Raw genomic sequence first — 24109 nt, 5'->3', positions numbered from 1 at the left:
AGGCATTAGGACGACACAAATGATGTCAGAAAAGCTTCCTGACGTTTTTTATCAAAGGATTGTCGCGTGCGTCGTTGTGTTGTCTTCGTCCGCACAGTTATAGTAGGCGCGAATTTATTTTAATGATGGCTGGAGCGCGTCGCTCCAGATGCTGGAGAAATGGATGAAATCACTGTTTAAAGTAACGCTGTTAGCAACAACGATGGCTCTGGCGCTGAACGCAGGCCAGGCTCTGGCGGCAGACAAAGCGCAGGCATCTGACACCACTGCGGCAGCCAAATTCAAGAACGATGAGCAGGCAGCGGCTTATGCGTTAGGTGCATCTTTAGGGCGTTACATGGATAACTCTCTGAAAGAGCAAGAAAAATTAGGTATCAAACTGGATAAAGATCAGCTGATTGCTGGCGTTCAGGATGCCTTTGCTGATAAGAGCAAGCTGACTGACGAAGAAATTGAGAAAACGCTGCAAGGCTTTGAAGGTAAAGTGAAAGCCGCGGCTGAAGCCAAGATGAAGCAAGATGCGAAAGATAACGCTGATAAAGGCACCAAGTATCTTGAGTCCTTCGCCAAAGAAAAAGGCGTGAAGAAAACTGAATCTGGCCTTCTGTATCAGGTTGAGAAAGAAGGTAGCGGCAACGCGCCGAAAGACAGCGATACCGTAGTGGTTAACTACAAAGGTACGCTGGTTGACGGTAGCGAGTTCGACAACTCCTACAAACGTGGCGAGCCACTTTCTTTCCGTCTGGACGGCGTGATCCCTGGTTGGACTGAAGGTCTGAAGCACGTTAAGAAAGGCGGCAAAATCAAGCTGGCTATCCCACCGGCACTGGCCTATGGCGAAAACGGCGTGCCTGGCATTCCGGCTAACTCCACGCTGGTGTTTGACGTTGAACTGCTGGACATTAAATCTGAAGCTGACCTGAAAGCAGCGGATGATGCGAAAGCTGAAAAACCAGCAGCCGAAGCGAAAGCGGCTAAATAAGCATCGCGATAATGGTGATATAACCGCAGGCTTAGACCTGCGGTTTTTTTTGTTTTTCACCATCACTTCCCTGCGATTGAATCCTTTTCCCGTTAATCGTGACGGTACCTACCTGTCATCCACCATCTGCTACCCATCATCAGCACAGCGCGCGTAGTACCTTCGCCAACGTCTTGACCGCCGTTTCCAGTTCATGTGGCGCGTGGGCGGCAAATCCCATGAGGAAACCGGCTTTATGCTGGCCCGACGCATACAGTGCTGTCAGCCCGAGCAGATCGATACCGGCCCGACGCGCGGATTCCACCGCGTCGTGTTCAGAGATGTCACGGATGAAGATACAGGGCATTTGCATACCTCCGGCTGGCACCCGTGGTTCCACGAAGTCAGCCAGATGCTGACGCACCAGCCGTGCCAGCACATCGCGGCGTTCCGCATAAACGGCGCGCATCGTGCGTACATAGGCACCGAAGTGGCCTCCTTCGATAAAACGTGCCAGCGTGAGCTGTGGAATGGGCGCGCTGTGTCCATCCATCAGCGTGCGGGCCACGGTCATTGGGGCAACCAGCTGTGGCGGCAGTACCATGTAGCCGATGCGCAGGCCGGGAAACAGTGATTTGGTGAAGGTGCCGATATAGATCGTTCGATCGTGCGGGTCGAGCCCCTGCACACAGGCGGTAGGTTTGCCTGCATAGTGGAACTCGCTGTCGTAGTCGTCTTCAATAATCCAGCTCTGGTTCTGCCGGGCCCATTCAATCACGGCCAGCCGTCGATCCAACGTCAGCGTTGCACCGGTTGGGAACTGGTGTGAGGGTGTCAGGAATACCGCTTTAGCGGACACGTTGTGGGTGTTGCTTGCCTCAAGCAGGTGATCAATCTGCAAACCATCGGCATCTAACGGGATCGGTACACAGGCAAGTCCGGCGGCTTCGAATGCCTTGCGGGCGCCGTGGTACACGGGATCTTCAAGGAAGATCGGATCGCCAGCATCCAGCAATACCGTCGCACACAGGGTGAGTGCTTGTTGGGAACTGGTCAGCACCAGTACGCGATCGGGTGTAGCACGGGCTCCCCGTTCGAGATTGACATAATCTGCGATGGCACGTCTCAGCACTTCCATGCCCTGTGGCGGGCTGTGTAGCAGCGCCCGCGTGCCATATTCTTTTAGCACCTGTCGCTCTAGCCGTTCCCATGTCTGGAGGGGAAAGTTGCGGGTTTCCGGCACGCCGGGCGCGAACGCACGCGGGATGATGAAGTCGCGAACGCCACCATTCTGAAACATCGCGCTGCCGCGTTGACTGAGGCGCAGTTCTGCTTTGCTATCTCCCGTTTTCCGGGCTTTGCCACGTCCCGGCAGACGTTTTGCCCGCGCCGATACGAAACTGCCGCTGCCGACGCGACGTTCGATAAATCCTTCAGCATGCAGCTGGCTGTAAGCCGATTCGACCGTATCACGCGATACGCCCAGTGATGTAGCCAGCGCACGCGATGCAGGCAAGGGCTTGCCCACATCAAGAACGCCATCGAGGATTAACTGGCGAATCGCTCGTTGGATACGCGCGTGTAAGGGTAAAGCACCTTGTGCGGGGTCGCCAATCCAGGCTTTGACCGATTCAAGCTGGGCGTGTTTGAACAATTGGTCTGCCTCTTATCAAGAAAATGGTGGGGAACATCCTGCTATTTTAAATCTATAAATACGTTTCACAATCCATTCATCTTCTTCGTCAGGAGTGACGCTGATGTCGATATCCTCCGATACACAAACTCGCCACGACAGGCACGGCTGTTATCCCGACGCTGCCACAGTTGACGATTTCCAGCTCAATCTGGCGGCAGTTCAGGCTCGCATCGCAGCAGCTTGTCAGCGAGCCGGTCGCGATCCTGCCACCGTGCGACTGCTGCCTGTCAGCAAGACCAAACCCGAAAGTCGCCTGCGCATGGCCCATGCGGCAGGTTGTCGGATATTGGGCGAAAACAAGGTGCAGGAGGCGTTCCGTAAATGGGAAGCCATGCAGGATTTAACCGATTTACAGTGGTCGGTCATTGGTCACCTGCAAACCAACAAGGCTAAGCTGGTGGCACGCTTCGCTACCGAATTTCAGGCGTTGGACAGCCTGCGGCTGGCTGAAGCGCTGGATCGTCGCTTGCAGATTGAAGGACGTTCGCTGGATGTGTTCGTGCAGGTCAACACCTCCGGTGAGGCCAGCAAGTACGGTCTGTCCCCTGAAGATGTCCCCGCGTTCATTCAGGCACTTCCCGCATTTTCTGCGCTACGCGTGCGTGGATTTATGACGCTAGCGCTGTTCTCCAGCGAGGCCGAATGTGTACGCCAGTGTTTTATACGGCTGCGTCAGTTACGCGATCGGTTGCAGCAAAACCTTCCGGTCGGTATTGAGCTGGATGAATTATCCATGGGGATGTCCGGTGATTTTGAGATCGCGATTGAGGAAGGTGCTACCGTGGTGCGCGTCGGTCAGGCAATCTTTGGCGCTCGCCCTCTGCCGGATAGTTACTACTGGCCTGATAGCGCCATTACAGAATGACCTTCTTAAAAATCATAGGACAATGCCTATGTATGACGCTTCTCTTACTCTTACCGACTTCGACTCGTTGCTCTTCAGGCCTCATCCAGGGATGTGTCAGGGGCGGTGAGCACGACGCGAGCGAGGGCTCCGGAACGTTGCGGCCGGTTGCAGAGGAAAAATTTTCCATCGTGCAACTGAGCAATGCGCGTCACGATACTTAGCCCGAGGCCGATACCGCCATAGCGGCTGTCCATGCGTACAAACGCCTTACTTAATTCACCGACTTTGCTTTCGTCGATCCCTGGCCCTTCATCCTCAACCTGTAGTTCAATATGTGACAGCGTGTTCAGGCTCACGGTGATCTGGCTGGCTTCCGGGCTATAGCGATAGGCGTTTTCTACCAGATTGCGTAGCAGTAGTTGGAGCAACGTCGCATCGCCGCGCAGAGTGATATCTTCTGGTGGCAATATCCATTTCAGCGTCTGCTGACGCTTTTGCAGCATCTCGCTCAGTTCATCCTGCATAGGAAAAATGACGTCTTTCAGGAACGCGACATTTTGGTGATGGCCCGCTGAAAACTCTTGCCCGACACGCGCAAGCAGCAAAAGCTGCTCCACCGTTTTCACCATTTTATCAATGCGTTTGATGAGCGAACTACAGTCAATCTGATGTTGCTGCTGGTGCAGTTCGAGGTGCAGTCGAATACCGGATAGCGGGGTTCGTAATTCATGAGCGACATCCGCAGTAAATTGCCTGTCGCGTTTTAACGTTTCGTCCAGACGTTGAAAAAGTTGGTTGATGGTATGGGTGACAGCAGCGATTTCTTTAATGTCACTCTGCTGTGGCAGCGGCTCCAGGTTTTCCGCCGTGCGATCCTGCAATTCTTCCTGTAGGCGGGAAAGCGGACGAGTGATCCAACTGACCGCCTGAAAGCACATGAGCAATGTCAGGATGACCATCACCAGACTTGGGATACTGAGCGAGGCAATCGCCTCATTGATCTCTTGATCGATCTGCATGTTTTGGGCGCTGGCGCTCAGGGATTTATCAACCAGTAGGCTGATCTGCTCTTCGCTTTCGTGCCAAAGCCAGAATACGCTGATCATCTGACAGACAAGCAGGATGCCGCCCAGTGCCAGCACCAAACGACGGCGCATGCTGGTGACGGTGTCGGCATCGCTCTTCATGGTTGTTCACCTTTAGTCAGCAGATAGCCAAAACCTCGCAGGGTTCGGATGCGGTCTTTCCCTATCTTGTGACGCAGATTATGGATATGCACTTCCAGCGAGTTGGAAGACGGGTCGTCGTTCCAGGCGTAGATATCCTGATGCAGAACCTCGCGATGTACTTGGGAACCGGCTTTCAACACCAGACGGGACAGGATCGCAAACTCTTTTGGCGTCAGCACCACTGGCTTGTCGTCCAGTAACACCTGTTGATTGTTTAAGTCCAACGTAATGTTGTCGACCTGTATCAAGCTGTTGCTTGAACCCTGATTGCGGCGAATCAGGGCGCGTACCCGCGCCTGTAATTCGGTCAGTGCGAAAGGCTTGGCAAGGTAATCGTCTGCGCCGACATCCAGCCCGCTGACGCGATCGTTGACCTTATCCCGCGCCGTTAAGATGAGTACGGGATGCTGGTAATGGTTCTTGCGCCAGCGTGAGAGCAGGGTGAGCCCGTCTTCATCCGGTAAGCCAAGATCGAGAATAACCAGACTGTAATGCGCGCTGCTGATGAGCGCGTCTGCTTCTTTGGCGGTGCCTGCACAATCGCAGGCATAACCTTCATGACTCAACGCCAATAATAATCCTTCCTGTAACAGCTTATCGTCTTCAACAATCAATAACTTCATGTTGCCTTGTCCCTGCACGGATGAAGGATATCGAGCTGAGGCTGATATTCTTTCGTGGCGATAGTAAACATCCCCAGTATGGTATGGAAAAGATTATCTTGCGAGTAATCCAGCTGTTTTGCGTTCTGGCGCAGACAGGTGTCCTGAATGCCTTGTTGCTGCTGGTAACCTGTTGATAACCACATCAACATCGGTACGTGCGTTTGCTGCTTCGGCGCAATTGAGTAGGGCATACTGTGCAGGTAGATGCCGTTTTCCCCTAATGATTCGCCGTGATCTGACAGGTAAACCAGCGACGTACTAAATTTATCCTGATGCTGTTTCAGTAAATTGATCGCTTTATCCAGAACAAAATCGACGTACAGGATCGTATTGTCATACGTATTGGTCAGCGCTTCCTGCGTACAGGTCTGAATCTGATTGGTATCGCACGTTGGCGTAAATTTCTTAAAGGCGTCAGGATAGCGCTGGTAATAACTCGGGCCGTGGCTGCCTATCGTATGTAATACGATAATCCCGTCGTTATCGAGCTTGTTAATATAATCTTCTACACCGTGGAATAACGCGTCATCGTGGCATTCGCCGTTGGTGCATAATCCCGGCAGCTTTAATGATGTCACATCAACTGTTGGCACTCGTGTACAGGCATCCTTGCAGCCGCCGTCATTTTCCTGCCAAAGTACGTTAACCTTTGCCCGTTGTAATATATCCAGCAGCCCTTCCTGATGGCTGGCTACGTCACCATTAAAGCTTTGGCGCGGCATGTTGGAAAACATGCAGGGAACGGAAACGCCCGTTGAGGTACCGCACGATGAGGTGTTTTCAAAATAAACCACATTGTCTTTTGCCAGCAGCGGATTCGTTTCTTTCCCGTAACCGCCCAGCGAAAAGTTTTGCGCCCGGGATGTCTCACCAACCACCAGAATAACCAGATTCTTTTTTGCCGTCGGGGATGGTGGGGCCGCTTTGTGGGCATCCAGACCGATTTGCTCCAGAGGCAAATTAGCTAGCACACTATGTTTATGGTAGGACAAGCTGGCCGCCACAATATTGCTGGGCGTAATCGCTTTTACCAACTCTTTGTTATTACGCATAAACGAGGCGTAATCTTTATAAAAGAATGCCGCGACGGATAAAATGGCGAATAACGAAATAATAACGCTAAGAAAGCGCATGCCAATATAGAGCGTTGTCGGCTTGGCGGGCTTTATTTTTATCCAGACGGCGAGCGCCGCAGGAATGACGCCAATAAAGAATACCCAGGCGACAAGCTGTGGCGTAAGCAGTGAAAAGGATTCACCAGCTGTTGTCTCCAGAATATTCTGGATCATGGTACGGTCAATGATAATGCCGTAGTTCAGCATAAAGTATTGCGCAGCGGCACCGGTCAGCAGGAAAAGAACAATGACGGCCTTACGCAGATAAGGGACTGCCAGAAGTGTGAAAATGATATTCAGCACCGCGAAAATCACAACGGGCATGCTGAGAAAGAAAGGGATAGTAACCCAGTCTGTCATGTCCAGCAGTTGCAGTGTCTGACGGTAGTAGGCAATGTTCTGGACCAGAGTAATAAAGGCAGAAAATATCAGCACGAACATGATGCTACTCACGTGTGGTCTGCCCATCGGTATTGGATTTTTCATACACGTCTCTCGTGATTTCCATGATGGAGAGGAAAGAAGACGCTGACTCTAGCGGGGTTAAATTAATACAACCTTAAGAGGTAGCCCGTGAAATTCAGGGACGCGAGTGTGGACATTTGCTAGACTATGCCCCTTGTCAATACAAAATAAATAGACCCGTCATACTTCAAGCTGCTTGTGCGTTGGCCGCCCTTACTCATCTCAGTCACTTACTTGAGTAAGCTCCTGGGGATTTGCGCGGTTGCCGCGTTACAAGGCCATAAATGGGCCTTGCCCTAAAGGGTCAACGCAGAGCGTTGTTCAAAACGCTAACGTTTTGTCACGCAGCTCGAATTATTGAGGGGATAATGACGTTGAGGGTGGTGTCTGCCATGTCTAATTCGCTTGTATCTGGCGAATCTTATGAGCTTGATTTGCTGGATGAACGTCCTTTCAGTCAAACGGACTATGAGATCCTGAAATCGTATGAAGCGGTGGTTGATGGCTTGGCCATGTTGATTGGCGAGCATTGTGAGATTGTGTTGCACTCGCTTGAGGATCTTAAATGTTCTGCTGTGCGTATTGCCAATGGAGAACATACTGGTAGGAAGATTGGCTCGCCGATTACGGATCTTGCATTGCGTATGCTGCATGATATGGCAGGTGAAGATAGCAGCGTGTCGAAAGCCTATTTTACCCGCGCAAAAAGCGGCGTGTTGATGAAGTCAGTGACGATTGCCATTCGCAATCGCGATCAGCGCGTGATTGGGCTGCTGTGTATCAACATGAATTTGGATGTGCCTTTCTCCCAGATTGTGCAGACCTTCATTCCACCTGAAACGCATGATGCCGCCTCTTCCGTTAACTTTGCGTCATCCGTTGATGATCTCGTGGCACAAACGTTGGAATTTTCGATTGAGGAAGTCAACGCGGATCGCAACGTTTCCAATAATGCGAAAAATCGCCAAATTGTACTGAGCCTGTATGAGAAAGGTATCTTTGATATTAAAGACGCCATCAACCAGGTTGCCGAACGCCTCAATATCTCCAAACACACGGTCTACCTTTATATTCGTCAATTCAAAAGCGGCGACTTCAGCGGGCACGAACGTTAATGCTGAGTTACTGTTTGCTGGTGACTGGCCCAGCTTATGGCACACAGCAAGCAAGCAGCGCATTGCAGTTTGCGCAGGCGCTGTTGGCTGAAGGGCACAAACTGAAAAGTGTGTTCTTCTATCGGGAAGGCGTGCTAAATGCCAACCAGCTGACGTCACCCGCGAATGATGAGTTTGATCTTGTACGCGCCTGGCAGCAGTTGGGTGCTGCGCATCAGGTGGCGCTGAATGTCTGTGTTGCCGCGGCGCTGCGACGGGGCGTGACCGACACACAGCAAGCGACTCAGCTCAACCTTGCTGGTGCGAATCTGCAACCCGGCTTTGTTCTGAGCGGGTTGGGTGAACTGGCGCAATCGGTGCTGACCTGCGATCGGGTTATTCAGTTTTAAGGTAGCGTTATGAAGCGAGTCGCATTTGTTTTTACGCATTCTCCACATGGGAGTGCTTCCGGGCGAGAAGGGCTAGATGCGCTATTGGCGATGTCAGCACTGACGGAAGAGATCGGCGTGTTCTTTGTTGGTGATGGCGTACTTCAACTGCTGCCGCATCAACAGCCGGAAAAGATTTTGATGCGTAATTACATCGCAACGTTTGGCGTGCTGCCGTTGTACGATATCGAATGTTGTTATCTGTGCGAGACTTCTGTGCGCCAGCGTGGGTTGAGTATAGAGACAGACTGGGTTTTGGATGTAGAGCTATTAGCGCCGCAAGCATGGCGTAGTAAGTTGGCCGATTATCATTCCATCCTTTCATTCTAGCGACGGATTTCTCCTTATATATGCTGCATACGCTCTCACGTTCTCCTTATCACATTGACCTGGATGCACTTCTGCGAAGTTTGGGTCAGGGTGATGCGTTGGTCTTATTGCAAGACGGTGTTATCGCTGCGCTGGCTGGTGGGGATATCATTCAGCGTCTTCTTGATTCAGCGGTTCTTCTCTATGCGCTCCAGCCTGATACGGCGGCAAGAGGAATGACTGAACAAATTTCAAACAATGTGACACTCATTGACTATAATCAGTTTGTTCAACTGACAGTGGAACACCCGCAGCAACTCGCGTGGTAACGCCGAATTTTTGTATATTTCTTGACTCCTTCCACTGCCAGCCCTAAAATTCTGCGTCCTCATACTTTGCCTTGCGCAAACATGAGGCGATTTATTACGTGTTTACGAAGCAAAACCCAGGAGCTTTTTGAATGGCAACGATTAACCAGCTGGTACGCAAACCACGCTCCCTGAAGGCTGCTAAAAGCAACGTTCCGGCGCTGGAAGCATGCCCGCAGAAACGTGGCGTATGTACCCGTGTATATACTACCACCCCTAAAAAACCGAACTCCGCACTGCGTAAAGTATGTCGTGTTCGTTTAACCAACGGTTTTGAAGTTACCTCCTATATTGGTGGTGAAGGTCATAACCTGCAGGAGCACTCCGTGATCCTGATCCGTGGCGGTCGTGTTAAAGACCTGCCAGGTGTGCGTTACCACACCGTTCGTGGCGCGCTGGACTGCTCAGGTGTTAAAGACCGTAAGCAATCCCGTTCCAAATACGGCGTGAAGAAGCCAAAGGCTTAATGGTTCTCCGTTAAGTAAGGCCAAACGTTTTAACTTAAATGTCAAACTAAACTCGTAGAGTTTTGGACAATCCTGAATTAACAACGGAGTATTTCCATGCCACGTCGTCGCGTCATTGGTCAACGTAAAATTCTGCCGGATCCTAAGTTCGGATCAGAACTGCTGGCCAAATTTGTAAACATCCTGATGGTAGATGGTAAAAAATCTACTGCTGAAGCAATCGTCTATACCGCGCTGGAGACCCTGGCTCAGCGCTCTGGTAAAGATCATCTGGAAGCTTTTGAAGTAGCTCTGGACAACGTTCGCCCGACTGTCGAAGTTAAGTCGCGCCGCGTTGGTGGTTCTACTTATCAGGTACCAGTAGAAGTCCGTCCGGTTCGTCGTAATGCGCTGGCAATGCGTTGGATCGTAGAAGCTGCTCGTAAACGCGGTGATAAATCTATGGCTCTGCGCCTGGCGAACGAACTTTCTGATGCAGCAGAGAACAAAGGTACTGCTGTTAAGAAACGTGAAGACGTTCACCGTATGGCCGAAGCTAACAAGGCGTTCGCTCACTACCGTTGGTAATCCCTTCGTTGTAGTCATGCTAACCAAGCGGGCGCTAAAAATAGCCAACCCGCTTGGGTTAACTAAATTGAACGCCCTAGTAAACAGAGGATACAAATGGCTCGTACAACACCCATCGCACGCTACCGTAACATTGGTATCAGTGCGCACATCGACGCCGGTAAAACCACTACTACCGAACGTATTCTGTTCTACACTGGTGTAAACCATAAAATCGGTGAAGTTCATGACGGCGCAGCTACCATGGACTGGATGGAGCAGGAGCAGGAGCGTGGTATTACTATCACTTCCGCAGCGACTACTGCATTCTGGTCTGGTATGGCTAAGCAGTATGAACCGCATCGTGTAAACATCATCGACACCCCAGGACACGTTGACTTCACTATCGAAGTAGAACGTTCTATGCGTGTACTTGATGGTGCGGTAATGGTTTACTGCGCAGTTGGTGGTGTTCAGCCGCAGTCTGAAACCGTATGGCGTCAGGCAAACAAATATAAAGTTCCACGCATTGCGTTCGTTAACAAAATGGACCGCATGGGTGCGAATTTCCTGAAAGTTGTTGGTCAGATCAAAGCTCGTCTGGGCGCGAACCCTGTTCCGCTGCAACTGGCAATTGGTGCTGAAGAAGGTTTCACTGGTATTGTTGACCTGGTGAAAATGAAAGCCATCAACTGGAACGATGCCGATCAGGGCGTGACCTTCGAATACGAAGATATCCCGGCTGATATGCAAGAGCTGGCTGAAGAGTGGCACCAAAACCTGATCGAATCCGCAGCAGAAGCTTCTGAAGAGCTGATGGAGAAATACCTGGGTGGTGAAGAACTGACTGAAGAAGAGATCAAAAAAGCTCTGCGTCAGCGCGTTCTGAACAACGAAATCATCCTGGTAACCTGTGGTTCTGCATTTAAGAACAAAGGTGTTCAGGCGATGCTGGATGCGGTAGTTGACTACCTGCCATCCCCAGTTGACGTACCTGCGATCAATGGTCTTTTGGATGACGGTAAAGACACGCCGGCTGAGCGTCACGCAAGTGATGACGAGCCGTTTGCTGCACTGGCGTTCAAAATTGCTACCGACCCGTTTGTTGGTAACCTGACGTTCTTCCGCGTGTACTCTGGTGTGGTTAACTCCGGTGATACCGTACTGAACCCAGTTAAATCAGCACGTGAGCGTTTTGGTCGTATCGTTCAGATGCACGCTAACAAGCGTGAAGAGATCAAAGAAGTTCGTGCGGGCGATATCGCTGCTGCTATCGGTCTGAAAGATGTAACGACGGGTGACACTCTGTGTGATCCAGACAACGTCATCATTTTGGAACGTATGGAATTCCCTGAACCGGTAATTTCCATCGCGGTAGAACCGAAAACCAAAGCTGACCAAGAAAAAATGGGTCTGGCATTGGGCCGTCTGGCTAAAGAAGACCCGTCTTTCCGTGTATGGACTGACGAAGAATCTAACCAGACCATCATCGCTGGTATGGGTGAGTTGCACCTCGATATCATCGTTGACCGTATGAAGCGTGAATTCAACGTTGAAGCGAACGTGGGTAAACCACAGGTTGCTTATCGTGAAGCGATTCGTGCGAAAGTTACCGATATCGAAGGTAAACACGCCAAGCAGTCTGGTGGTCGTGGTCAGTATGGTCATGTTGTTATCGACATGTACCCGCTGGAGCCGGGCTCAAATCCGAAAGGTTACGAGTTCACCAACGACATTAAAGGTGGTGTAATTCCTGGTGAATACATCCCTGCCGTTGATAAAGGCATTCAGGAACAGCTGAAAGCAGGCCCACTGGCTGGTTACCCAGTTGTGGATCTCGGCGTGCGTCTGCACTTCGGTTCTTACCATGACGTTGACTCCTCTGAGCTGGCGTTTAAACTGGCCGCTTCTATCGCCTTTAAAGATGGCTTTAAGAAAGCGAAACCTGTTCTGCTTGAGCCGATCATGAAGGTTGAAGTTGAAACGCCGGAAGAGAACACTGGTGATGTCATCGGTGACCTTAGCCGTCGTCGTGGTATGCTGCGTGGTCAAGAATCCAACGTTACTGGCGTTGTGATTCACGCTGAAGTTCCGCTGTCTGAAATGTTCGGATACGCAACTCAACTGCGTTCTCTGACCAAAGGCCGTGCGTCTTACTCCATGGAATTCCTGAAGTACGATGATGCGCCTAACAACGTTGCTCAGGCCGTAATTGAAGCCCGTGGCAAATAAGCCTCAGGGTTAAAACAAAATCCCGTGCTCTCTCCATAGGGGGAGAGCATTTGAGTAAGGAATATCGCCGTGTCTAAAGAAAAATTTGAACGTACAAAACCCCACGTTAACGTCGGTACTATCGGCCACGTTGACCATGGTAAAACAACGCTGACCGCTGCAATCACTACCGTTCTGGCTAAAACCTACGGTGGTAACGCGCGTGCATTCGACCAGATCGATAACGCACCGGAAGAAAAAGCACGTGGTATCACTATCAACACCTCTCACGTTGAATACGATACCCCGTCTCGCCACTATGCGCACGTTGACTGCCCAGGACACGCCGACTATGTGAAAAACATGATCACCGGTGCTGCTCAGATGGACGGCGCGATCCTGGTTGTTGCTGCGACTGACGGCCCAATGCCTCAGACCCGTGAGCACATCCTGCTGGGTCGTCAGGTTGGCGTTCCTTTCATCATCGTGTTCCTGAACAAATGTGACATGGTTGATGACGAAGAGCTGCTGGAACTGGTTGAGATGGAAGTGCGTGAGCTGCTGTCTCAGTACGACTTCCCAGGCGACGACACCCCAGTGGTTCGTGGTTCTGCTCTGAAAGCGCTGGAAGGCGAAGCTGAGTGGGAAGCCAAAATCATCGAACTGGCAGGCTACCTGGATTCTTATATTCCAGAACCAGAGCGTGCGATTGACAAGCCGTTCCTGCTGCCAATCGAAGACGTATTCTCCATCTCCGGTCGTGGTACCGTTGTTACCGGTCGTGTAGAGCGTGGTATCGTTAAAGTTGGTGAAGAAGTTGAAATCGTTGGTATCAAAGATACTGCGAAATCTACCTGTACTGGCGTAGAAATGTTCCGCAAACTGCTGGACGAAGGTCGTGCAGGCGAGAACGTTGGTGTTCTGCTGCGTGGTATCAAGCGTGAAGAAATCGAACGTGGTCAGGTACTGGCTAAGCCGGGTTCAATCAAGCCGCACACTCAGTTCGAATCAGAAGTGTATATCCTGAGCAAAGATGAAGGCGGCCGTCATACTCCGTTCTTCAAAGGCTACCGTCCTCAGTTCTACTTCCGTACAACTGACGTAACGGGCACCATCGAACTGCCAGAAGGCGTAGAGATGGTTATGCCGGGCGACAACATCAAAATGGTTGTTACCCTGATCCACCCAATCGCGATGGATGACGGTTTGCGTTTCGCAATCCGTGAAGGCGGCCGTACAGTAGGCGCGGGCGTTGTTGCTAAAGTTATCGCTTAATCGCTGATAAACTCAATGCATGAAAAAGGCACTTCGGTGCCTTTTTTTATGTCTTAATGATTAAATGTAAATTGAAATAAAAATAATTCTTATTTAGAATAACTCAGTTGGTTAAAAAATCGCTAGGAGCGGTTTCAAATACCGTTTGCAGTGTCCCGAAAGGTAGTGTGAAAGGCACTCGCGATAACAATGAGTCATTCTGGTATGTATGTTTGTTTGTGTAACGCAATTTCTGACAAAGTCATTCGTAATGCTGTTCGTCAGCACCAGCCTCAATCTATGCAACAATTACGCAAGCTTGTTCCTATCGGGACAGATTGCGGTAAGTGTATTCGTCAGGCGCGTGTCATTTTTGAGGAAGAGCAGGCTAAAATTCCTGATATGTATGAAGTAGCATAAAATGTAGGGTCGTTTTTTTGACTCTCTGCTTACCGGTTCTACACTTTAAGAACTGGAGCGGAGGAGCATGTCATGAAAGGCGATAAAAAAGTCATCACACACCTGAATAAGTTATTGGGCAACGAGCTGGTAGCCATTAACCAATATTTTCTTCATGCCCGAATGTTTAAAAACTGGGGCTTAACCCGTCTAAACGATCACGAATATCATGAGTCTATTGACGAAATGAAACATGCTGATCGCTACATCGAACGAATCCTGTTTCTTGAAGGCATCCCGAATCTACAGGATTTGGGTAAGTTAAATATTGGCGAGGATGTCGAAGAGATTTTACGTTCTGACCTTCAACTTGAATTGGATGGCGCAAAGAATTTGCGTGAGGCAATTGCCTATGCTGATTCGGTGCATGACTACGTCAGTAGGGATTTAATGATAGAAATTCTTGCCGATGAAGAAGGGCACATCGACTGGCTGGAAACAGAATTAGATTTGATTTCACGTCTTGGCATACAAAACTATCTTCAAGCTCAGCTAAAAGCTGAGTAGCATAGTAGGTACGATGCTATGTATTGTTATCCCCAATCCGGCTGGAGTCGCATACATCATCCGGCCGGATTTAAAATCATTTCATCCCGCTTGTTGCTTCCCCTGCCAATTTGCGTATAATGCGCGAGCTTACCGAAACTAGGTAAGCCTGATTCAATCCGAATCAGACGGTCAATATTCATTTATTGCCCAAAACAATACTCCCGATATGGGGGTTATGTGCTGACGATTACACTCCCCATCAATCGAAATGGGTGTGAGGAGTAATCATTTACGTTTATAAATAATTGGAGCTCTGGTCTCATGCAGAACCAAAGAATCCGTATCCGCCTGAAAGCGTTTGATCATCGTCTGATTGATCAATCAACTGCGGAAATCGTCGAGACTGCTAAGCGCACTGGTGCGCAAGTACGTGGTCCGATCCCGCTGCCGACCCGCAAAGAGCGCTTTACCGTTCTGATTTCTCCGCACGTCAATAAAGATGCGCGCGATCAGTACGAGATTCGCACTCACAAGCGTCTGGTTGACATCGTTGAGCCAACCGAGAAAACCGTTGATGCTCTGATGCGTCTGGATCTGGCTGCTGGTGTAGACGTGCAGATCAGCCTGGGTTAATCAGGTCATTGAGCGATTGAGAGGTTGAAACAATGATTGGTTTAGTCGGTAAAAAAGTGGGCATGACCCGTATCTTCACTGAAGATGGCGTATCTATCCCCGTAACCGTTATCGAAATTGAAGCAAACCGCGTAACTCAGGTTAAAGACCTGGCTAACGACGGTTACCGCGCTGTGCAAGTAACTACTGGTGCTAAAAAAGCAAACCGTGTTACTAAGCCAGAAGCAGGTCACTTTGCTAAAGCTGGCGTAGAAGCTGGCCGTACTCTGCGTGAATTCCGTCTTTCTGAAGGCGAAGAGTTCACTGTAGGTCAAAGCATCAGTGTCGAAATTTTCGCAGACGTTAAAAAAGTAGACGTTACTGGTACATCTAAAGGTAAAGGTTTTGCTGGCACAGTTAAGCGCTGGAATTTCCGTACTCAGGATGCTACTCACGGTAACTCCTTGTCCCACCGCGTTCCGGGTTCTATCGGTCAGAACCAGACTCCGGGCAAAGTGTTTAAAGGCAAGAAAATGGCAGGCCAGCTGGGTAACGAGCGTGTAACCGTTCAGAGCCTGGACGTAGTGCGTGTTGACGCTGAGCGCAACCTGCTGCTGGTTAAAGGTGCTGTTCCGGGAGCTACCGGTAGCGACCTGATCGTTAAACCAGCTGTGAAGGCGTGAGGAGATAGCAATGGAATTAGTATTGAAAGACGCGCAAAGCGCGCTGACTGTTTCCGAAACTACCTTCGGTCGTGATTTCAACGAAGCGCTGGTACATCAGGTTGTTGTTGCTTATGCAGCAGGTGCCCGTCAAGGTACTCGCGCCCAGAAGACCCGTGCTGAAGTAACTGGTTCCGGTAAAAAACCTTGGCGTCAGAAAGGTACTGGCCGTGCGCGTTCTGGTTCTGTTAAGAGCCCGATCTGGCGTTCCGGTGGTGTGACCTTCGCTGCTAAGCCACAGGACCACAGTCAGAAAGTTAACAAAAAGATGTACCGCGGCGCGCTGAAAAGCATTCTGTCCGAACTGGTACGTCAAGATCGTCTGATCGTTGTCGAGACGTTCTCTGTAGAAGCACCGAAAACTAAGTTGCTGGCACAGAAACTGAAAGATATGGCACTGGAAGACGTGTTGATCATCACCGGTGAACTGGATGAGAATCTGTTCCTGGCCGCTCGTAACCTGTACAAGGTTGACGTGCGTGATGCAGCAGGTATCGACCCAGTTAGCTTGATCGCCTTCGACAAAGTCGTTATGACTGCTGATGCAGTTAAGCAAGTTGAGGAGATGCTGGCATGATCCGTGAAGAACGTCTGCTGAAAGTACTGCGCGCGCCGCACGTATCTGAAAAAGCATCTACTGCGATGGAAAAAACTAACACCATCGTTCTCAAAGTTGCTAAAGACGCGACTAAAGCAGAGATCGTTGCTGCTGTCGAGAAACTGTTCGAAGTAGAAGTTAAAGACGTAAACACCCTGGTAGTTAAGGGTAAAGTTAAGCGTCACGGACAGCGTATTGGTCGTCGTAGCGACTGGAAAAAAGCTTACGTCACCCTGAAAGAAGGCCAGAATCTGGACTTCATCGGCGGCGCTGAGTAAGTCGGAGGAGAAAGACAATGGCAGTTGTTAAATGTAAACCGACATCTCCGGGTCGTCGCCACGTTGTTAAAGTGGTTAACCCTGAGCTGCACAAGGGCAAGCCTTACGCCCCATTGCTGGAAAAGAACAGCAAATCCGGTGGCCGTAACAACAATGGCCGCATCACTACCCGTCACATCGGTGGTGGTCACAAACAGCAGTATCGTCTGGTTGACTTCAAACGCAATAAAGATGGTATTCCTGCGGTTGTTGAGCGTCTCGAGTATGATCCGAACCGTTCCGCGAATATCGCGCTGGTTCTGTACAAAGACGGCGAGCGTCGTTACATCCTGGCGCCGAAAGGCCTGAAAGCCGGCGACCAGATCCAATCTGGCGTTGATGCTGCGATTAAAGCGGGTAACACCCTGCCAATGCGTAACATTCCAGTCGGTTCAACGGTTCACAACGTAGAAATGAAACCAGGTAAAGGCGGCCAATTGGCTCGTTCTGCTGGTACTTACGTTCAAATCGTTGCTCGTGACGGTTCTTACGTTACCCTGCGTCTGCGTTCTGGCGAAATGCGTAAAGTCGAATCCGACTGCCGCGCTACGCTGGGCGAAGTTGGCAACGCTGAGCATATGCTGCGCGTTCTGGGTAAAGCTGGTGCTGCACGCTGGCGTGGTGTTCGTCCTACCGTTCGCGGTACGGCAATGAACCCAGTCGATCACCCACACGGTGGTGGTGAAGGTCGTAACTTTGGTAAGCACCCGGTTAGTCCGTGGGGCCTCCAGACCAAAGGTAAGAAGACCCGCAGCAACAAGCGTACTGATAAATTTATCGTACGTCGCCGTACTAAATAATCTTAGAGGATAAACCATGCCACGTTCTCTCAAGAAAGGTCCTTTTATTGACCTGCACTTGCTGAAGAAGGTAGAGAAAGCGGTGGAAAGCGGAGACAAGAAGCCTTTGCGCACTTGGTCCCGTCGTTCAACGATCTTTCCAAATATGATCGGTTTGACCATCGCTGTCCATAATGGTCGTCAGCACGTTCCGGTGTTTGTTTCCGATGAAATGGTCGGTCACAAACTGGGTGAATTCGCGCCGACTCGTACTTATCGCGGCCATGCGGCCGACAAAAAGGCCAAGAAGCGCTAAGGTAGGAGGAAGAGATGGAAACTATCGCTAAACATTGCCACGCTCGTTCTTCTGCTCAAAAGGTTCGCCTGGTGGCAGACCTGATTCGCGGTAAGAAAGTGTCGCAAGCTCTGGAAGTTCTGACCTACACCAACAAGAAAGCTGCTGGTCTGGTTAAAAAAGTGCTGGAGTCTGCTATTGCTAACGCAGAACACAACGATGGCGCTGACATTGATGATCTGAAAGTCGCGAAAATCTTCGTTGACGAAGGCCCAAGCATGAAGCGCATTATGCCGCGTGCTAAAGGTCGTGCGGATCGCATCCTGAAGCGTACCAGCCACATTACTGTGGTTGTGTCCGATCGCTGAGACTCTGGAGACTAGCAATGGGTCAGAAAGTACATCCTAATGGTATTCGCCTGGGTATTGTCAAACCTTGGAACTCTACCTGGTATGCGAATACCAAAGAATTCGCTGACAACCTGGACAGCGATTTTAAAGTTCGTAAATACCTGACGAAGGAACTGGAGAAAGCTTCCGTTTCTCGTATCGTTATCGAACGTCCGGCAAAAAGCATCCGTGTGACCATTCACACTGCTCGCCCGGGTATCGTGATCGGTAAAAAAGGTGAAGATGTTGAGAAACTGCGCAAAGTCGTAGCGGATATCGCTGGCGTGCCTGCACAGATCAATATCGCAGAAGTTCGTAAACCTGAACTGGACGCAAAACTGGTTGCTGACAGCATCACTTCTCAGCTGGAGCGTCGTGTGATGTTCCGTCGTGCTATGAAGCGTGCGGTACAGAACGCCATGCGTCTGGGCGCTAAAGGTATTAAAGTTGAAGTAAGTGGCCGTCTTGGCGGCGCTGAAATCGCGCGTACCGAATGGTACCGTGAAGGTCGTGTTCCATTGCATACACTGCGTGCGGATATCGACTACAACACCTCCGAAGCGCACACCACTTATGGTGTTATCGGTGTGAAAGTGTGGATCTTCAAAGGTGAGATCCTGGGTGGTATGGCTGCCGTTGAACAACCGGAAAAACCGGCTGCTCAACCTAAAAAGCAGCAGCGTAAAGGCCGCAAGTAAGGAGAGTCGCTGATGTTACAACCAAAGCGTACAAAATTCCGTAAGGTGCACAAGGGCCGCAACCGTGGTCTGGCGCAGGGTACGGATGTTAGCTTCGGCACTTTCGGTCTGAAAGCTGTTGGCCGCGGTCGCCTGACTGCTCGTCAAATCGAAGCTGCACGTCGTGCCATGACTCGTGCTGTTAAGCGTCAAGGTAAGATCTGGATCCGTGTATTCCCGGACAAACCGATCACCGAGAAACCGCTTGAAGTTCGTATGGGTAAAGGTAAAGGTAACGTGGAATATTGGGTTGCCTTGATTCAGCCAGGTAAAGTCCTGTACGAAATGGACGGTGTGCCGGAAGAGTTAGCCCGTGAGGCATTCCAACTGGCAGCAGCGAAACTGCCTATCAAAACCACCTTTGTAACTAAGACGGTGATGTAATGAAAGCAAATGAGCTGCGTGAAAAAAGCGTCGAAGAGCTGAACACTGAACTGCTCGGCTTGCTGCGCGAGCAATTTAACCTGCGTATGCAGGCTGCCAGTGGTCAGTTGCAACAGACTCACCTGGTAAAACAAGTGCGTCACAATATTGCACGTGTTAAGACTTTACTGACTGAGAAGGCGGGTGCGTAATGACCGATAAAATCCGTACTCTGCAAGGTCGTGTTGTAAGCGACAAAATGGAGAAATCCATGGTTGTTGCTATCGAACGTTTTGTGAAACACCCGCTTTACGGTAAATTCATTAAGCGTACGACTAAGCTGCACGTACATGACGAGAACAATGAATGCGGTATCGGTGACGTGGTTGAAATCCGCGAATGCCGTCCGCTGTCCAAAAATAAGTCTTGGACACTTGTTCGCGTTGTAGAGAAAGCGATTCTGTAATAAAGTAGCGCTCTTCTCTTATGATAAACGGCTCTGCAAAGGGCCGTTTATTTTTTCTACCCATACCAAGGAAGCGGTGTTATAATGCTGCGCCCTCAATTATGGGGTATTTAATGGCCCGAAAGGGTCCTAGAGTAGTAGTTGACAAGCGGAGCACTAAAATGATCCAAGAACAGACTATGCTGAACGTGGCCGATAATTCCGGTGCACGTCGCGTAATGTGTATCAAGGTTCTAGGTGGCTCGCACCGTCGCTACGCAGGCGTCGGCGATATCATCAAAATTACCATCAAGGAAGCAATTCCTCGCGGTAAGGTGAAGAAAGGCGATGTTCTGAAGGCGGTAGTGGTGCGCACCAAGAAGGGTGTTCGTCGCCCGGACGGTTCTGTCATTCGCTTCGATGGTAATGCTTGCGTTATTTTAAACAATAACAGCGAACAGCCTATCGGTACGCGTATTTTTGGGCCGGTAACTCGTGAACTGCGTAATGAGAAGTTCATGAAAATTATCTCTCTGGCACCAGAAGTACTTTAAGGAGCGAATCATGGCAGCGAAAATCCGTCGTGATGACGAAGTTATTGTGCTAACCGGTAAAGATAAAGGTAAGCGCGGTAAAGTAAAAAATGTCCTGTCTGCTAGTAAGGTCATTGTTGAAGGTATTAACCTGGTTAAAAAACATCAGAAGCCGGTTCCGGCCCTGAATCAACCAGGTGGCATCGTTGAAAAAGAAGCTGCAATTCAAGTTTCTAACCTTGCAATCTTCAATGCGGCAACTGGTAAGGCTGACCGTGTAGGCTTTAGATTCGAAGACGGAAAAAAAGTCCGTTTCTTTAAATCTAATAGCGAAACTATCAAGTAATTTGGAGTAGTACGATGGCGAAACTGCATGATTACTACAAAGACGAAGTAGTTAAAAAACTCATGACTGAGTTTAGCTACAATTCTGTCATGCAAGTCCCTCGGGTCGAGAAGATCACCCTGAATATGGGTGTTGGTGAAGCGATCGCTGACAAGAAACTGCTGGATAACGCAGCAGCCGATCTGGCAGCAATCTCCGGTCAAAAACCGTTGATCACCAAAGCACGCAAATCTGTTGCAGGCTTCAAAATCCGTCAGGGCTATCCGATCGGCTGTAAAGTAACTCTGCGTGGCGAACGCATGTGGGAGTTCCTTGAGCGTCTGATTTCCATTGCTGTACCACGTATTCGTGACTTCCGTGGCTTGTCCGCCAAGTCATTCGATGGTCGTGGTAACTACAGCATGGGTGTGCGTGAGCAGATCATCTTCCCGGAAATCGACTACGATAAAGTCGATCGCGTTCGTGGTTTGGACATTACCATTACCACTACTGCGAAATCCGATGATGAAGGCCGTGCGCTGTTGGCCGCCTTTAACTTCCCATTCCGCAAGTAAGGTAGGGTTACTAATGGCTAAGCAATCCATGAAAGCACGCGAAGTTGTTCGTGTGAAACTGGCTGAAAAATACCGCGCTAAACGCGAGGAATTAAAAGCTATCATCTCTGGTGTGAACTCATCCGACGAAGATCGTTGGGATGCAGTTCTTAAGCTGCAGACTCTGCCGCGTGATTCCAGCCCGTCTCGTCAGCGTAACCGCTGCCGCCAAACTGGTCGTCCGCACGCTTTCCTGCGGAAGTTCGGGTTGAGCCGTATCAAGGTCCGTGAAGCCGCTATGCGCGGTGAAATTCCGGGTCTGAAAAAGGCTAGCTGGTAATTGTCACCAATTGAATCACGGGAGTAAAGACAGATGAGCATGCAAGATCCGATCGCGGATATGCTGACCCGTATCCGTAACGGTCAAGCCGCGAACAAAGTTGCGGTCACCATGCCTTCCTCCAAGCTGAAAGTGGCAATTGCCAACGTGCTGAAGGAAGAAGGTTACATTGAAGATTTCAAAATCGAAGGCGACACCAAGCCAGTTCTGGAATTAGAACTTAAATATTTCCAGGGCAAGGCAGTGGTAGAAAGCATTCAGCGAGTAAGCCGTCCAGGTCTGCGCATCTATAAAAGAAAAGATGAGCTGCCAAAAGTTATGGCCGGTTTGGGTATCGCTGTTGTTTCTACCTCTAAAGGTGTTATGACTGATCGTGCAGCTCGCCAAGCTGGTCTTGGTGGCGAGATTATCTGCTACGTAGCTTAATCGGGAGGAAAAATGTCTCGTGTTGCAAAAGCACCCGTCGTCATTCCTGCCGGCGTAGAGGTAAAACTCAACGGTCAGGATGTTTCGATTAAGGGTAAAAACGGCGAGCTGAGTCGTAAGATCCATGATGCTGTTGAAGTGAAACAAGCTGACAACGCTCTGACTTTCGCTCCGCGCGAAGGTTTCGTTGACGGATGGGCCCAAGCGGGTACCACTCGCGCTCTGTTGAACGCAATGGTTATCGGTGTTACCGAAGGCTTCACTAAGAAGCTGCAACTGGTTGGTGTTGGTTACCGTGCTGCTGTTAAAGGCAATGTGGTTAACCTGTCTCTTGGGTTTTCTCACCCAGTAGAGCATGCACTGCCGGCAGGTATTACTGCAGAATGCCCAAGCCAAACTGAAATCGTACTGAAAGGTGCTGATAAGCAGGTTATTGGTCAGGTTGCTGCGGAATTACGCGCCTACCGTCGTCCTGAGCCTTATAAAGGCAAGGGTGTCCGTTACGCCGACGAAGTCGTGCGTACCAAAGAGGCTAAGAAGAAGTAAGGTAACACTATGGATAAGAAAGCAGCTCGTATCCGTCGTGCGACCCGCGCACGCCGCAAGCTCCAGGAACTGGGTGCGACGCGTCTGGTGGTACATCGTACACCACGCCATATTTATGCGCAGGTCATTGCACCGAACGGTTCTGAAGTCCTGGTAGCCGCTTCTACTGTAGAAAAAGCTATCGCTGAACAACTGAAGTCTACCGGTAATAAAGACGCAGCTATCGCAATAGGTAAAGCTATTGCAGAACGCGCGTTAGAAAAAGGCATCAAAGATGTCTCTTTTGACCGTTCCGGTTTCCAATATCATGGTCGAGTCCAAGCACTGGCAGATGCTGCCCGTGAAGCTGGCCTTCAGTTCTAAGGTAGAGGTGTAAGATGGCTCACATCGAGAAACAAGCTGGCGAACTGCAGGAAAAGCTGATCGCGGTAAATCGCGTATCTAAAACCGTTAAAGGTGGTCGTATTTTCAGCTTCACCGCACTGACTGTAGTGGGTGATGGCAACGGCCGCGTTGGTTTTGGTTACGGTAAAGCTCGCGAAGTTCCAGCAGCGATCCAGAAAGCGATGGAAAAAGCCCGTCGCAATATGATGAATGTCGCGCTGAACAACGGCACCCTGCAGCACCCAGTTAAAGGTGCTCACACGGGTTCTCGTGTGTTCATGCAGCCAGCTTCCGAAGGTACCGGTATTATTGCCGGTGGTGCAATGCGCGCCGTTTTGGAAGTTGCAGGGGTTCACAACGTATTGGCTAAAGCCTATGGTTCCACTAACCCGATTAACGTGGTTCGTGCAACGATTGATGGTTTGGCCAATATGAAGTCCCCGGAAATGGTCGCTGCCAAGCGTGGTAAATCCGTTGAAGAAATTCTGGGGTAATGACCGTGGCAAAGACTATTAAAATTACTCAAACCCGTAGTGCAATCGGTCGTCTGCCGAAACATAAGGCGACACTGCTTGGCCTGGGTCTGCGTCGTATTGGGCATACAGTGGAACGTGAGGATACTCCTGCGGTTCGCGGTATGGTCAACGCGGTTTCCTACATGGTTAAAGTAGAGGAGTAACAGATGCGTTTAAATACTCTGTCTCCGGCCGAAGGTGCTAAACACGCACCGAAGCGTTTAGGTCGTGGTATCGGTTCTGGCCTGGGCAAAACCAGTGGTCGTGGTCACAAAGGTCAGAACTCTCGTTCTGGCGGTGGCGTACGTCGTGGTTTTGAAGGTGGTCAGATGCCTTTATATCGTCGTCTGCCGAAATTCGGTTTTACTTCTCGCAAAGCGATGATCACGGCAGAAGTTCGTCTGTCTGATTTAGCTAAAGTAGAAGGCGACGTGGTTGACCTGAATACGCTGAAAGCCGCTAATGTTATTGGCATTCAGATTGAGTTCGCGAAAGTGATTCTGTCTGGTGAAGTTGCTCGTCCGGTAACGATTCGTGGTCTGCGTGTCACTAAAGGTGCTCGTGCTGCTATCGAAACTGCTGGCGGTAAAATTGAGGAATAAGTA

37 protein-coding genes are annotated in these 24109 nt (G+C 50.2%); 33 read left to right on the top strand and 4 right to left on the bottom strand.

Translation table 11 applies throughout. The features are described 5' to 3' along the window. The first annotated feature begins 163 nt into the window (after positions 1 to 163). Positions 164 to 982, top strand: a complete 819-nt coding sequence (gene fkpA, locus BJJ97_RS02905; protein WP_039484793.1) for an FKBP-type peptidyl-prolyl cis-trans isomerase — start codon at positions 164 to 166, stop codon at positions 980 to 982. A gap of 139 nt (positions 983 to 1121) precedes the next feature. Here fkpA and pdxR read toward each other — a convergent pair whose 3' ends face one another. Further along, complete coding sequence (gene pdxR, locus BJJ97_RS02900) at positions 1122 to 2615, bottom strand: MocR-like pyridoxine biosynthesis transcription factor PdxR (RefSeq protein ID WP_095993008.1); 1494 nt, start codon at positions 2613 to 2615, stop codon at positions 1122 to 1124. A 103-nt stretch (positions 2616 to 2718) separates the two neighbouring features. Between pdxR and BJJ97_RS02895 the strand changes: the two genes are divergently transcribed. Further along, positions 2719 to 3522, top strand: coding sequence for a YggS family pyridoxal phosphate-dependent enzyme (locus tag BJJ97_RS02895; protein WP_095993007.1), 804 nt, complete (start codon positions 2719 to 2721; stop codon positions 3520 to 3522). 74 nt (positions 3523 to 3596) lie between these two features. Here BJJ97_RS02895 and pmrB read toward each other — a convergent pair whose 3' ends face one another. From pmrB to eptA, 3 genes are read right to left on the bottom strand one after another with little or no spacing between them, the layout of a single operon-like run. Further along, the gene (gene pmrB, locus BJJ97_RS02890) at positions 3597 to 4691 is read right to left on the bottom strand and encodes a two-component system sensor histidine kinase PmrB (protein WP_095993006.1); all 1095 of its coding nucleotides are present in this window, start codon (positions 4689 to 4691) and stop codon (positions 3597 to 3599) included. Further along, positions 4688 to 5356, bottom strand: a complete 669-nt coding sequence (pmrA, locus tag BJJ97_RS02885) for a two-component system response regulator PmrA (protein WP_095993005.1) — start codon at positions 5354 to 5356, stop codon at positions 4688 to 4690. Before pmrA ends, pmrB begins: the two co-directional genes overlap by 4 nt. Further along, positions 5353 to 6999, bottom strand: coding sequence for a phosphoethanolamine transferase EptA (gene eptA / locus BJJ97_RS02880; RefSeq protein ID WP_095993004.1), 1647 nt, complete (start codon positions 6997 to 6999; stop codon positions 5353 to 5355). The genes pmrA and eptA overlap by 4 nt, the downstream gene beginning before the upstream one ends. A 371-nt stretch (positions 7000 to 7370) precedes the next feature. Between eptA and BJJ97_RS02875 the strand changes: the two genes are divergently transcribed. The 31 genes from BJJ97_RS02875 to rplO all read left to right on the top strand — a co-directional run bounded on the left by BJJ97_RS02875 (position 7371) and on the right by rplO (position 24106). After that, positions 7371 to 8093 carry a helix-turn-helix transcriptional regulator gene (locus BJJ97_RS02875; protein ID WP_010296984.1) on the top strand — a complete coding sequence of 241 codons (723 nt, stop codon included), beginning with the start codon at positions 7371 to 7373 and terminating at the stop codon, positions 8091 to 8093. Continuing rightward, positions 8093 to 8482, top strand: a complete 390-nt coding sequence (gene tusD, locus BJJ97_RS02870) for a sulfurtransferase complex subunit TusD (RefSeq protein WP_095993003.1) — start codon at positions 8093 to 8095, stop codon at positions 8480 to 8482. Before BJJ97_RS02875 ends, tusD begins: the two co-directional genes overlap by 1 nt. Positions 8483 to 8491: 9 nt before the next feature. Next, positions 8492 to 8851, top strand: a complete 360-nt coding sequence (gene tusC, locus BJJ97_RS02865; protein ID WP_039484535.1) for a sulfurtransferase complex subunit TusC — start codon at positions 8492 to 8494, stop codon at positions 8849 to 8851. A 20-nt stretch (positions 8852 to 8871) separates the two neighbouring features. After that, positions 8872 to 9159, top strand: a complete 288-nt coding sequence (gene tusB / locus BJJ97_RS02860) for a sulfurtransferase complex subunit TusB (protein ID WP_095993002.1) — start codon at positions 8872 to 8874, stop codon at positions 9157 to 9159. A gap of 131 nt (positions 9160 to 9290) precedes the next feature. Beyond that, complete coding sequence (gene rpsL, locus BJJ97_RS02855; protein WP_005969567.1) at positions 9291 to 9665, top strand: 30S ribosomal protein S12; 375 nt, start codon at positions 9291 to 9293, stop codon at positions 9663 to 9665. A gap of 96 nt (positions 9666 to 9761) precedes the next feature. Further along, a complete protein-coding gene (gene rpsG, locus BJJ97_RS02850; protein WP_009111198.1) occupies positions 9762 to 10232 on the top strand; it encodes a 30S ribosomal protein S7 in 471 nt (156 codons plus the stop codon). A 96-nt stretch (positions 10233 to 10328) separates the two neighbouring features. Next, positions 10329 to 12443, top strand: coding sequence for an elongation factor G (gene fusA, locus BJJ97_RS02845; RefSeq protein WP_039484528.1), 2115 nt, complete (start codon positions 10329 to 10331; stop codon positions 12441 to 12443). 69 nt (positions 12444 to 12512) lie between these two features. Further along, complete coding sequence (tuf, locus tag BJJ97_RS02840) at positions 12513 to 13697, top strand: elongation factor Tu (protein ID WP_095700750.1); 1185 nt, start codon at positions 12513 to 12515, stop codon at positions 13695 to 13697. A gap of 204 nt (positions 13698 to 13901) precedes the next feature. After that, complete coding sequence (gene bfd / locus BJJ97_RS02835; RefSeq protein WP_005970281.1) at positions 13902 to 14096, top strand: bacterioferritin-associated ferredoxin; 195 nt, start codon at positions 13902 to 13904, stop codon at positions 14094 to 14096. Between the two features lie 72 nt (positions 14097 to 14168). After that, positions 14169 to 14642 (top strand): bacterioferritin, encoded by a 474-nt coding sequence (gene bfr, locus BJJ97_RS02830; protein WP_010286186.1) that lies wholly within the window; start codon positions 14169 to 14171, stop codon positions 14640 to 14642. A 303-nt stretch (positions 14643 to 14945) separates the two neighbouring features. Further along, positions 14946 to 15257, top strand: a complete 312-nt coding sequence (gene rpsJ / locus BJJ97_RS02825; protein ID WP_001181005.1) for a 30S ribosomal protein S10 — start codon at positions 14946 to 14948, stop codon at positions 15255 to 15257. A gap of 32 nt (positions 15258 to 15289) precedes the next feature. Further along, positions 15290 to 15919, top strand: coding sequence for a 50S ribosomal protein L3 (gene rplC, locus BJJ97_RS02820; protein WP_010304941.1), 630 nt, complete (start codon positions 15290 to 15292; stop codon positions 15917 to 15919). Positions 15920 to 15929: 10 nt separating this feature from the next. Continuing rightward, positions 15930 to 16535: a 50S ribosomal protein L4 gene (rplD, locus tag BJJ97_RS02815; protein ID WP_010304939.1), complete on the top strand. Its 606-nt coding sequence runs from the start codon at positions 15930 to 15932 to the stop codon at positions 16533 to 16535. After that, the gene (gene rplW / locus BJJ97_RS02810) at positions 16532 to 16834 is read left to right on the top strand and encodes a 50S ribosomal protein L23 (protein WP_005970277.1); all 303 of its coding nucleotides are present in this window, start codon (positions 16532 to 16534) and stop codon (positions 16832 to 16834) included. The genes rplD and rplW overlap by 4 nt, the downstream gene beginning before the upstream one ends. A 17-nt stretch (positions 16835 to 16851) precedes the next feature. Beyond that, positions 16852 to 17673, top strand: coding sequence for a 50S ribosomal protein L2 (gene rplB, locus BJJ97_RS02805; protein WP_095700748.1), 822 nt, complete (start codon positions 16852 to 16854; stop codon positions 17671 to 17673). 16 nt (positions 17674 to 17689) lie between these two features. Then, positions 17690 to 17968 (top strand): 30S ribosomal protein S19, encoded by a 279-nt coding sequence (gene rpsS, locus BJJ97_RS02800; protein ID WP_004929772.1) that lies wholly within the window; start codon positions 17690 to 17692, stop codon positions 17966 to 17968. Positions 17969 to 17982: 14 nt separating this feature from the next. Continuing rightward, a complete protein-coding gene (rplV, locus tag BJJ97_RS02795) occupies positions 17983 to 18315 on the top strand; it encodes a 50S ribosomal protein L22 (RefSeq protein ID WP_005970275.1) in 333 nt (110 codons plus the stop codon). Positions 18316 to 18332: 17 nt separating this feature from the next. Beyond that, complete coding sequence (gene rpsC, locus BJJ97_RS02790) at positions 18333 to 19034, top strand: 30S ribosomal protein S3 (protein WP_005970274.1); 702 nt, start codon at positions 18333 to 18335, stop codon at positions 19032 to 19034. A 12-nt stretch (positions 19035 to 19046) separates the two neighbouring features. Next, positions 19047 to 19457 (top strand): 50S ribosomal protein L16, encoded by a 411-nt coding sequence (gene rplP / locus BJJ97_RS02785; RefSeq protein WP_005970273.1) that lies wholly within the window; start codon positions 19047 to 19049, stop codon positions 19455 to 19457. After that, on the top strand, positions 19457 to 19648 hold the full coding sequence (gene rpmC, locus BJJ97_RS02780; RefSeq protein WP_005970272.1) for a 50S ribosomal protein L29: 192 nt from the start codon (positions 19457 to 19459) through the stop codon (positions 19646 to 19648). Before rplP ends, rpmC begins: the two co-directional genes overlap by 1 nt. After that, entirely contained in the window at positions 19648 to 19902 is a 255-nt protein-coding gene (gene rpsQ, locus BJJ97_RS02775) for a 30S ribosomal protein S17 (RefSeq protein ID WP_010286161.1), read from the top strand. The genes rpmC and rpsQ overlap by 1 nt, the downstream gene beginning before the upstream one ends. Before the next feature lie 161 nt (positions 19903 to 20063). Beyond that, positions 20064 to 20435 carry a 50S ribosomal protein L14 gene (gene rplN, locus BJJ97_RS02770; RefSeq protein ID WP_000613954.1) on the top strand — a complete coding sequence of 124 codons (372 nt, stop codon included), beginning with the start codon at positions 20064 to 20066 and terminating at the stop codon, positions 20433 to 20435. Positions 20436 to 20445: 10 nt separating this feature from the next. Then, complete coding sequence (rplX, locus tag BJJ97_RS02765; RefSeq protein WP_005970267.1) at positions 20446 to 20760, top strand: 50S ribosomal protein L24; 315 nt, start codon at positions 20446 to 20448, stop codon at positions 20758 to 20760. A 14-nt stretch (positions 20761 to 20774) separates the two neighbouring features. Continuing rightward, positions 20775 to 21314 (top strand): 50S ribosomal protein L5, encoded by a 540-nt coding sequence (gene rplE / locus BJJ97_RS02760; protein ID WP_039487909.1) that lies wholly within the window; start codon positions 20775 to 20777, stop codon positions 21312 to 21314. Positions 21315 to 21327: 13 nt separating this feature from the next. Next, on the top strand, positions 21328 to 21633 hold the full coding sequence (gene rpsN / locus BJJ97_RS02755; RefSeq protein WP_010286114.1) for a 30S ribosomal protein S14: 306 nt from the start codon (positions 21328 to 21330) through the stop codon (positions 21631 to 21633). Positions 21634 to 21666: 33 nt separating this feature from the next. Then, positions 21667 to 22059, top strand: a complete 393-nt coding sequence (gene rpsH / locus BJJ97_RS02750) for a 30S ribosomal protein S8 (RefSeq protein ID WP_005970261.1) — start codon at positions 21667 to 21669, stop codon at positions 22057 to 22059. A gap of 12 nt (positions 22060 to 22071) precedes the next feature. Further along, the gene (gene rplF / locus BJJ97_RS02745; RefSeq protein WP_005970259.1) at positions 22072 to 22605 is read left to right on the top strand and encodes a 50S ribosomal protein L6; all 534 of its coding nucleotides are present in this window, start codon (positions 22072 to 22074) and stop codon (positions 22603 to 22605) included. Between the two features lie 9 nt (positions 22606 to 22614). Further along, positions 22615 to 22968, top strand: a complete 354-nt coding sequence (gene rplR / locus BJJ97_RS02740) for a 50S ribosomal protein L18 (RefSeq protein ID WP_039487912.1) — start codon at positions 22615 to 22617, stop codon at positions 22966 to 22968. Positions 22969 to 22982: 14 nt separating this feature from the next. Further along, entirely contained in the window at positions 22983 to 23483 is a 501-nt protein-coding gene (gene rpsE, locus BJJ97_RS02735) for a 30S ribosomal protein S5 (protein WP_005970257.1), read from the top strand. 5 nt (positions 23484 to 23488) lie between these two features. After that, a complete protein-coding gene (rpmD, locus tag BJJ97_RS02730) occupies positions 23489 to 23668 on the top strand; it encodes a 50S ribosomal protein L30 (RefSeq protein ID WP_004846568.1) in 180 nt (59 codons plus the stop codon). 3 nt (positions 23669 to 23671) lie between these two features. After that, on the top strand, positions 23672 to 24106 hold the full coding sequence (gene rplO, locus BJJ97_RS02725) for a 50S ribosomal protein L15 (protein WP_010286086.1): 435 nt from the start codon (positions 23672 to 23674) through the stop codon (positions 24104 to 24106). Positions 24107 to 24109: the final 3 nt, after the last annotated feature.

Source organism: Pectobacterium polaris (assembly GCF_002307355.1).
In the GTDB taxonomy this organism is placed as follows: Bacteria; Pseudomonadota; Gammaproteobacteria; order Enterobacterales; family Enterobacteriaceae; genus Pectobacterium; species Pectobacterium polare.
This window is presented reverse-complemented; position numbering and strand designations above follow the sequence as displayed.

Excerpts from the sequence above, each read along its gene's own strand:
- fkpA (WP_039484793.1), top strand. The coding sequence starts at position 164 with ATGAAATCACTGTTTAAAGTAACGCTGTTAGCAACAACGATGGCTCTG.
- BJJ97_RS02895 (WP_095993007.1), top strand. The coding sequence starts at position 2,719 with ATGTCGATATCCTCCGATACACAAACTCGCCACGACAGGCACGGCTGT.
- pmrB (WP_095993006.1), bottom strand. The coding sequence starts at position 4,691 with ATGAAGAGCGATGCCGACACCGTCACCAGCATGCGCCGTCGTTTGGTG.
- pmrA (WP_095993005.1), bottom strand. The coding sequence starts at position 5,356 with ATGAAGTTATTGATTGTTGAAGACGATAAGCTGTTACAGGAAGGATTA.
- eptA (WP_095993004.1), bottom strand. The coding sequence starts at position 6,999 with ATGAAAAATCCAATACCGATGGGCAGACCACACGTGAGTAGCATCATG.
- BJJ97_RS02875 (WP_010296984.1), top strand. The coding sequence starts at position 7,371 with ATGTCTAATTCGCTTGTATCTGGCGAATCTTATGAGCTTGATTTGCTG.
- tusD (WP_095993003.1), top strand. The coding sequence starts at position 8,093 with ATGCTGAGTTACTGTTTGCTGGTGACTGGCCCAGCTTATGGCACACAG.
- tusC (WP_039484535.1), top strand. The coding sequence starts at position 8,492 with ATGAAGCGAGTCGCATTTGTTTTTACGCATTCTCCACATGGGAGTGCT.
- tusB (WP_095993002.1), top strand. The coding sequence starts at position 8,872 with ATGCTGCATACGCTCTCACGTTCTCCTTATCACATTGACCTGGATGCA.
- rpsL (WP_005969567.1), top strand. The coding sequence starts at position 9,291 with ATGGCAACGATTAACCAGCTGGTACGCAAACCACGCTCCCTGAAGGCT.
- rpsG (WP_009111198.1), top strand. The coding sequence starts at position 9,762 with ATGCCACGTCGTCGCGTCATTGGTCAACGTAAAATTCTGCCGGATCCT.
- fusA (WP_039484528.1), top strand. The coding sequence starts at position 10,329 with ATGGCTCGTACAACACCCATCGCACGCTACCGTAACATTGGTATCAGT.
- bfd (WP_005970281.1), top strand. The coding sequence starts at position 13,902 with ATGTATGTTTGTTTGTGTAACGCAATTTCTGACAAAGTCATTCGTAAT.
- bfr (WP_010286186.1), top strand. The coding sequence starts at position 14,169 with ATGAAAGGCGATAAAAAAGTCATCACACACCTGAATAAGTTATTGGGC.
- rpsJ (WP_001181005.1), top strand. The coding sequence starts at position 14,946 with ATGCAGAACCAAAGAATCCGTATCCGCCTGAAAGCGTTTGATCATCGT.
- rplC (WP_010304941.1), top strand. The coding sequence starts at position 15,290 with ATGATTGGTTTAGTCGGTAAAAAAGTGGGCATGACCCGTATCTTCACT.
- rplD (WP_010304939.1), top strand. The coding sequence starts at position 15,930 with ATGGAATTAGTATTGAAAGACGCGCAAAGCGCGCTGACTGTTTCCGAA.
- rplW (WP_005970277.1), top strand. The coding sequence starts at position 16,532 with ATGATCCGTGAAGAACGTCTGCTGAAAGTACTGCGCGCGCCGCACGTA.
- rplB (WP_095700748.1), top strand. The coding sequence starts at position 16,852 with ATGGCAGTTGTTAAATGTAAACCGACATCTCCGGGTCGTCGCCACGTT.
- rpsS (WP_004929772.1), top strand. The coding sequence starts at position 17,690 with ATGCCACGTTCTCTCAAGAAAGGTCCTTTTATTGACCTGCACTTGCTG.
- rplV (WP_005970275.1), top strand. The coding sequence starts at position 17,983 with ATGGAAACTATCGCTAAACATTGCCACGCTCGTTCTTCTGCTCAAAAG.
- rpsC (WP_005970274.1), top strand. The coding sequence starts at position 18,333 with ATGGGTCAGAAAGTACATCCTAATGGTATTCGCCTGGGTATTGTCAAA.
- rplP (WP_005970273.1), top strand. The coding sequence starts at position 19,047 with ATGTTACAACCAAAGCGTACAAAATTCCGTAAGGTGCACAAGGGCCGC.
- rpmC (WP_005970272.1), top strand. The coding sequence starts at position 19,457 with ATGAAAGCAAATGAGCTGCGTGAAAAAAGCGTCGAAGAGCTGAACACT.
- rpsQ (WP_010286161.1), top strand. The coding sequence starts at position 19,648 with ATGACCGATAAAATCCGTACTCTGCAAGGTCGTGTTGTAAGCGACAAA.
- rplN (WP_000613954.1), top strand. The coding sequence starts at position 20,064 with ATGATCCAAGAACAGACTATGCTGAACGTGGCCGATAATTCCGGTGCA.
- rplX (WP_005970267.1), top strand. The coding sequence starts at position 20,446 with ATGGCAGCGAAAATCCGTCGTGATGACGAAGTTATTGTGCTAACCGGT.
- rplE (WP_039487909.1), top strand. The coding sequence starts at position 20,775 with ATGGCGAAACTGCATGATTACTACAAAGACGAAGTAGTTAAAAAACTC.
- rpsN (WP_010286114.1), top strand. The coding sequence starts at position 21,328 with ATGGCTAAGCAATCCATGAAAGCACGCGAAGTTGTTCGTGTGAAACTG.
- rpsH (WP_005970261.1), top strand. The coding sequence starts at position 21,667 with ATGAGCATGCAAGATCCGATCGCGGATATGCTGACCCGTATCCGTAAC.
- rplF (WP_005970259.1), top strand. The coding sequence starts at position 22,072 with ATGTCTCGTGTTGCAAAAGCACCCGTCGTCATTCCTGCCGGCGTAGAG.
- rplR (WP_039487912.1), top strand. The coding sequence starts at position 22,615 with ATGGATAAGAAAGCAGCTCGTATCCGTCGTGCGACCCGCGCACGCCGC.
- rpsE (WP_005970257.1), top strand. The coding sequence starts at position 22,983 with ATGGCTCACATCGAGAAACAAGCTGGCGAACTGCAGGAAAAGCTGATC.
- rplO (WP_010286086.1), top strand. The coding sequence starts at position 23,672 with ATGCGTTTAAATACTCTGTCTCCGGCCGAAGGTGCTAAACACGCACCG.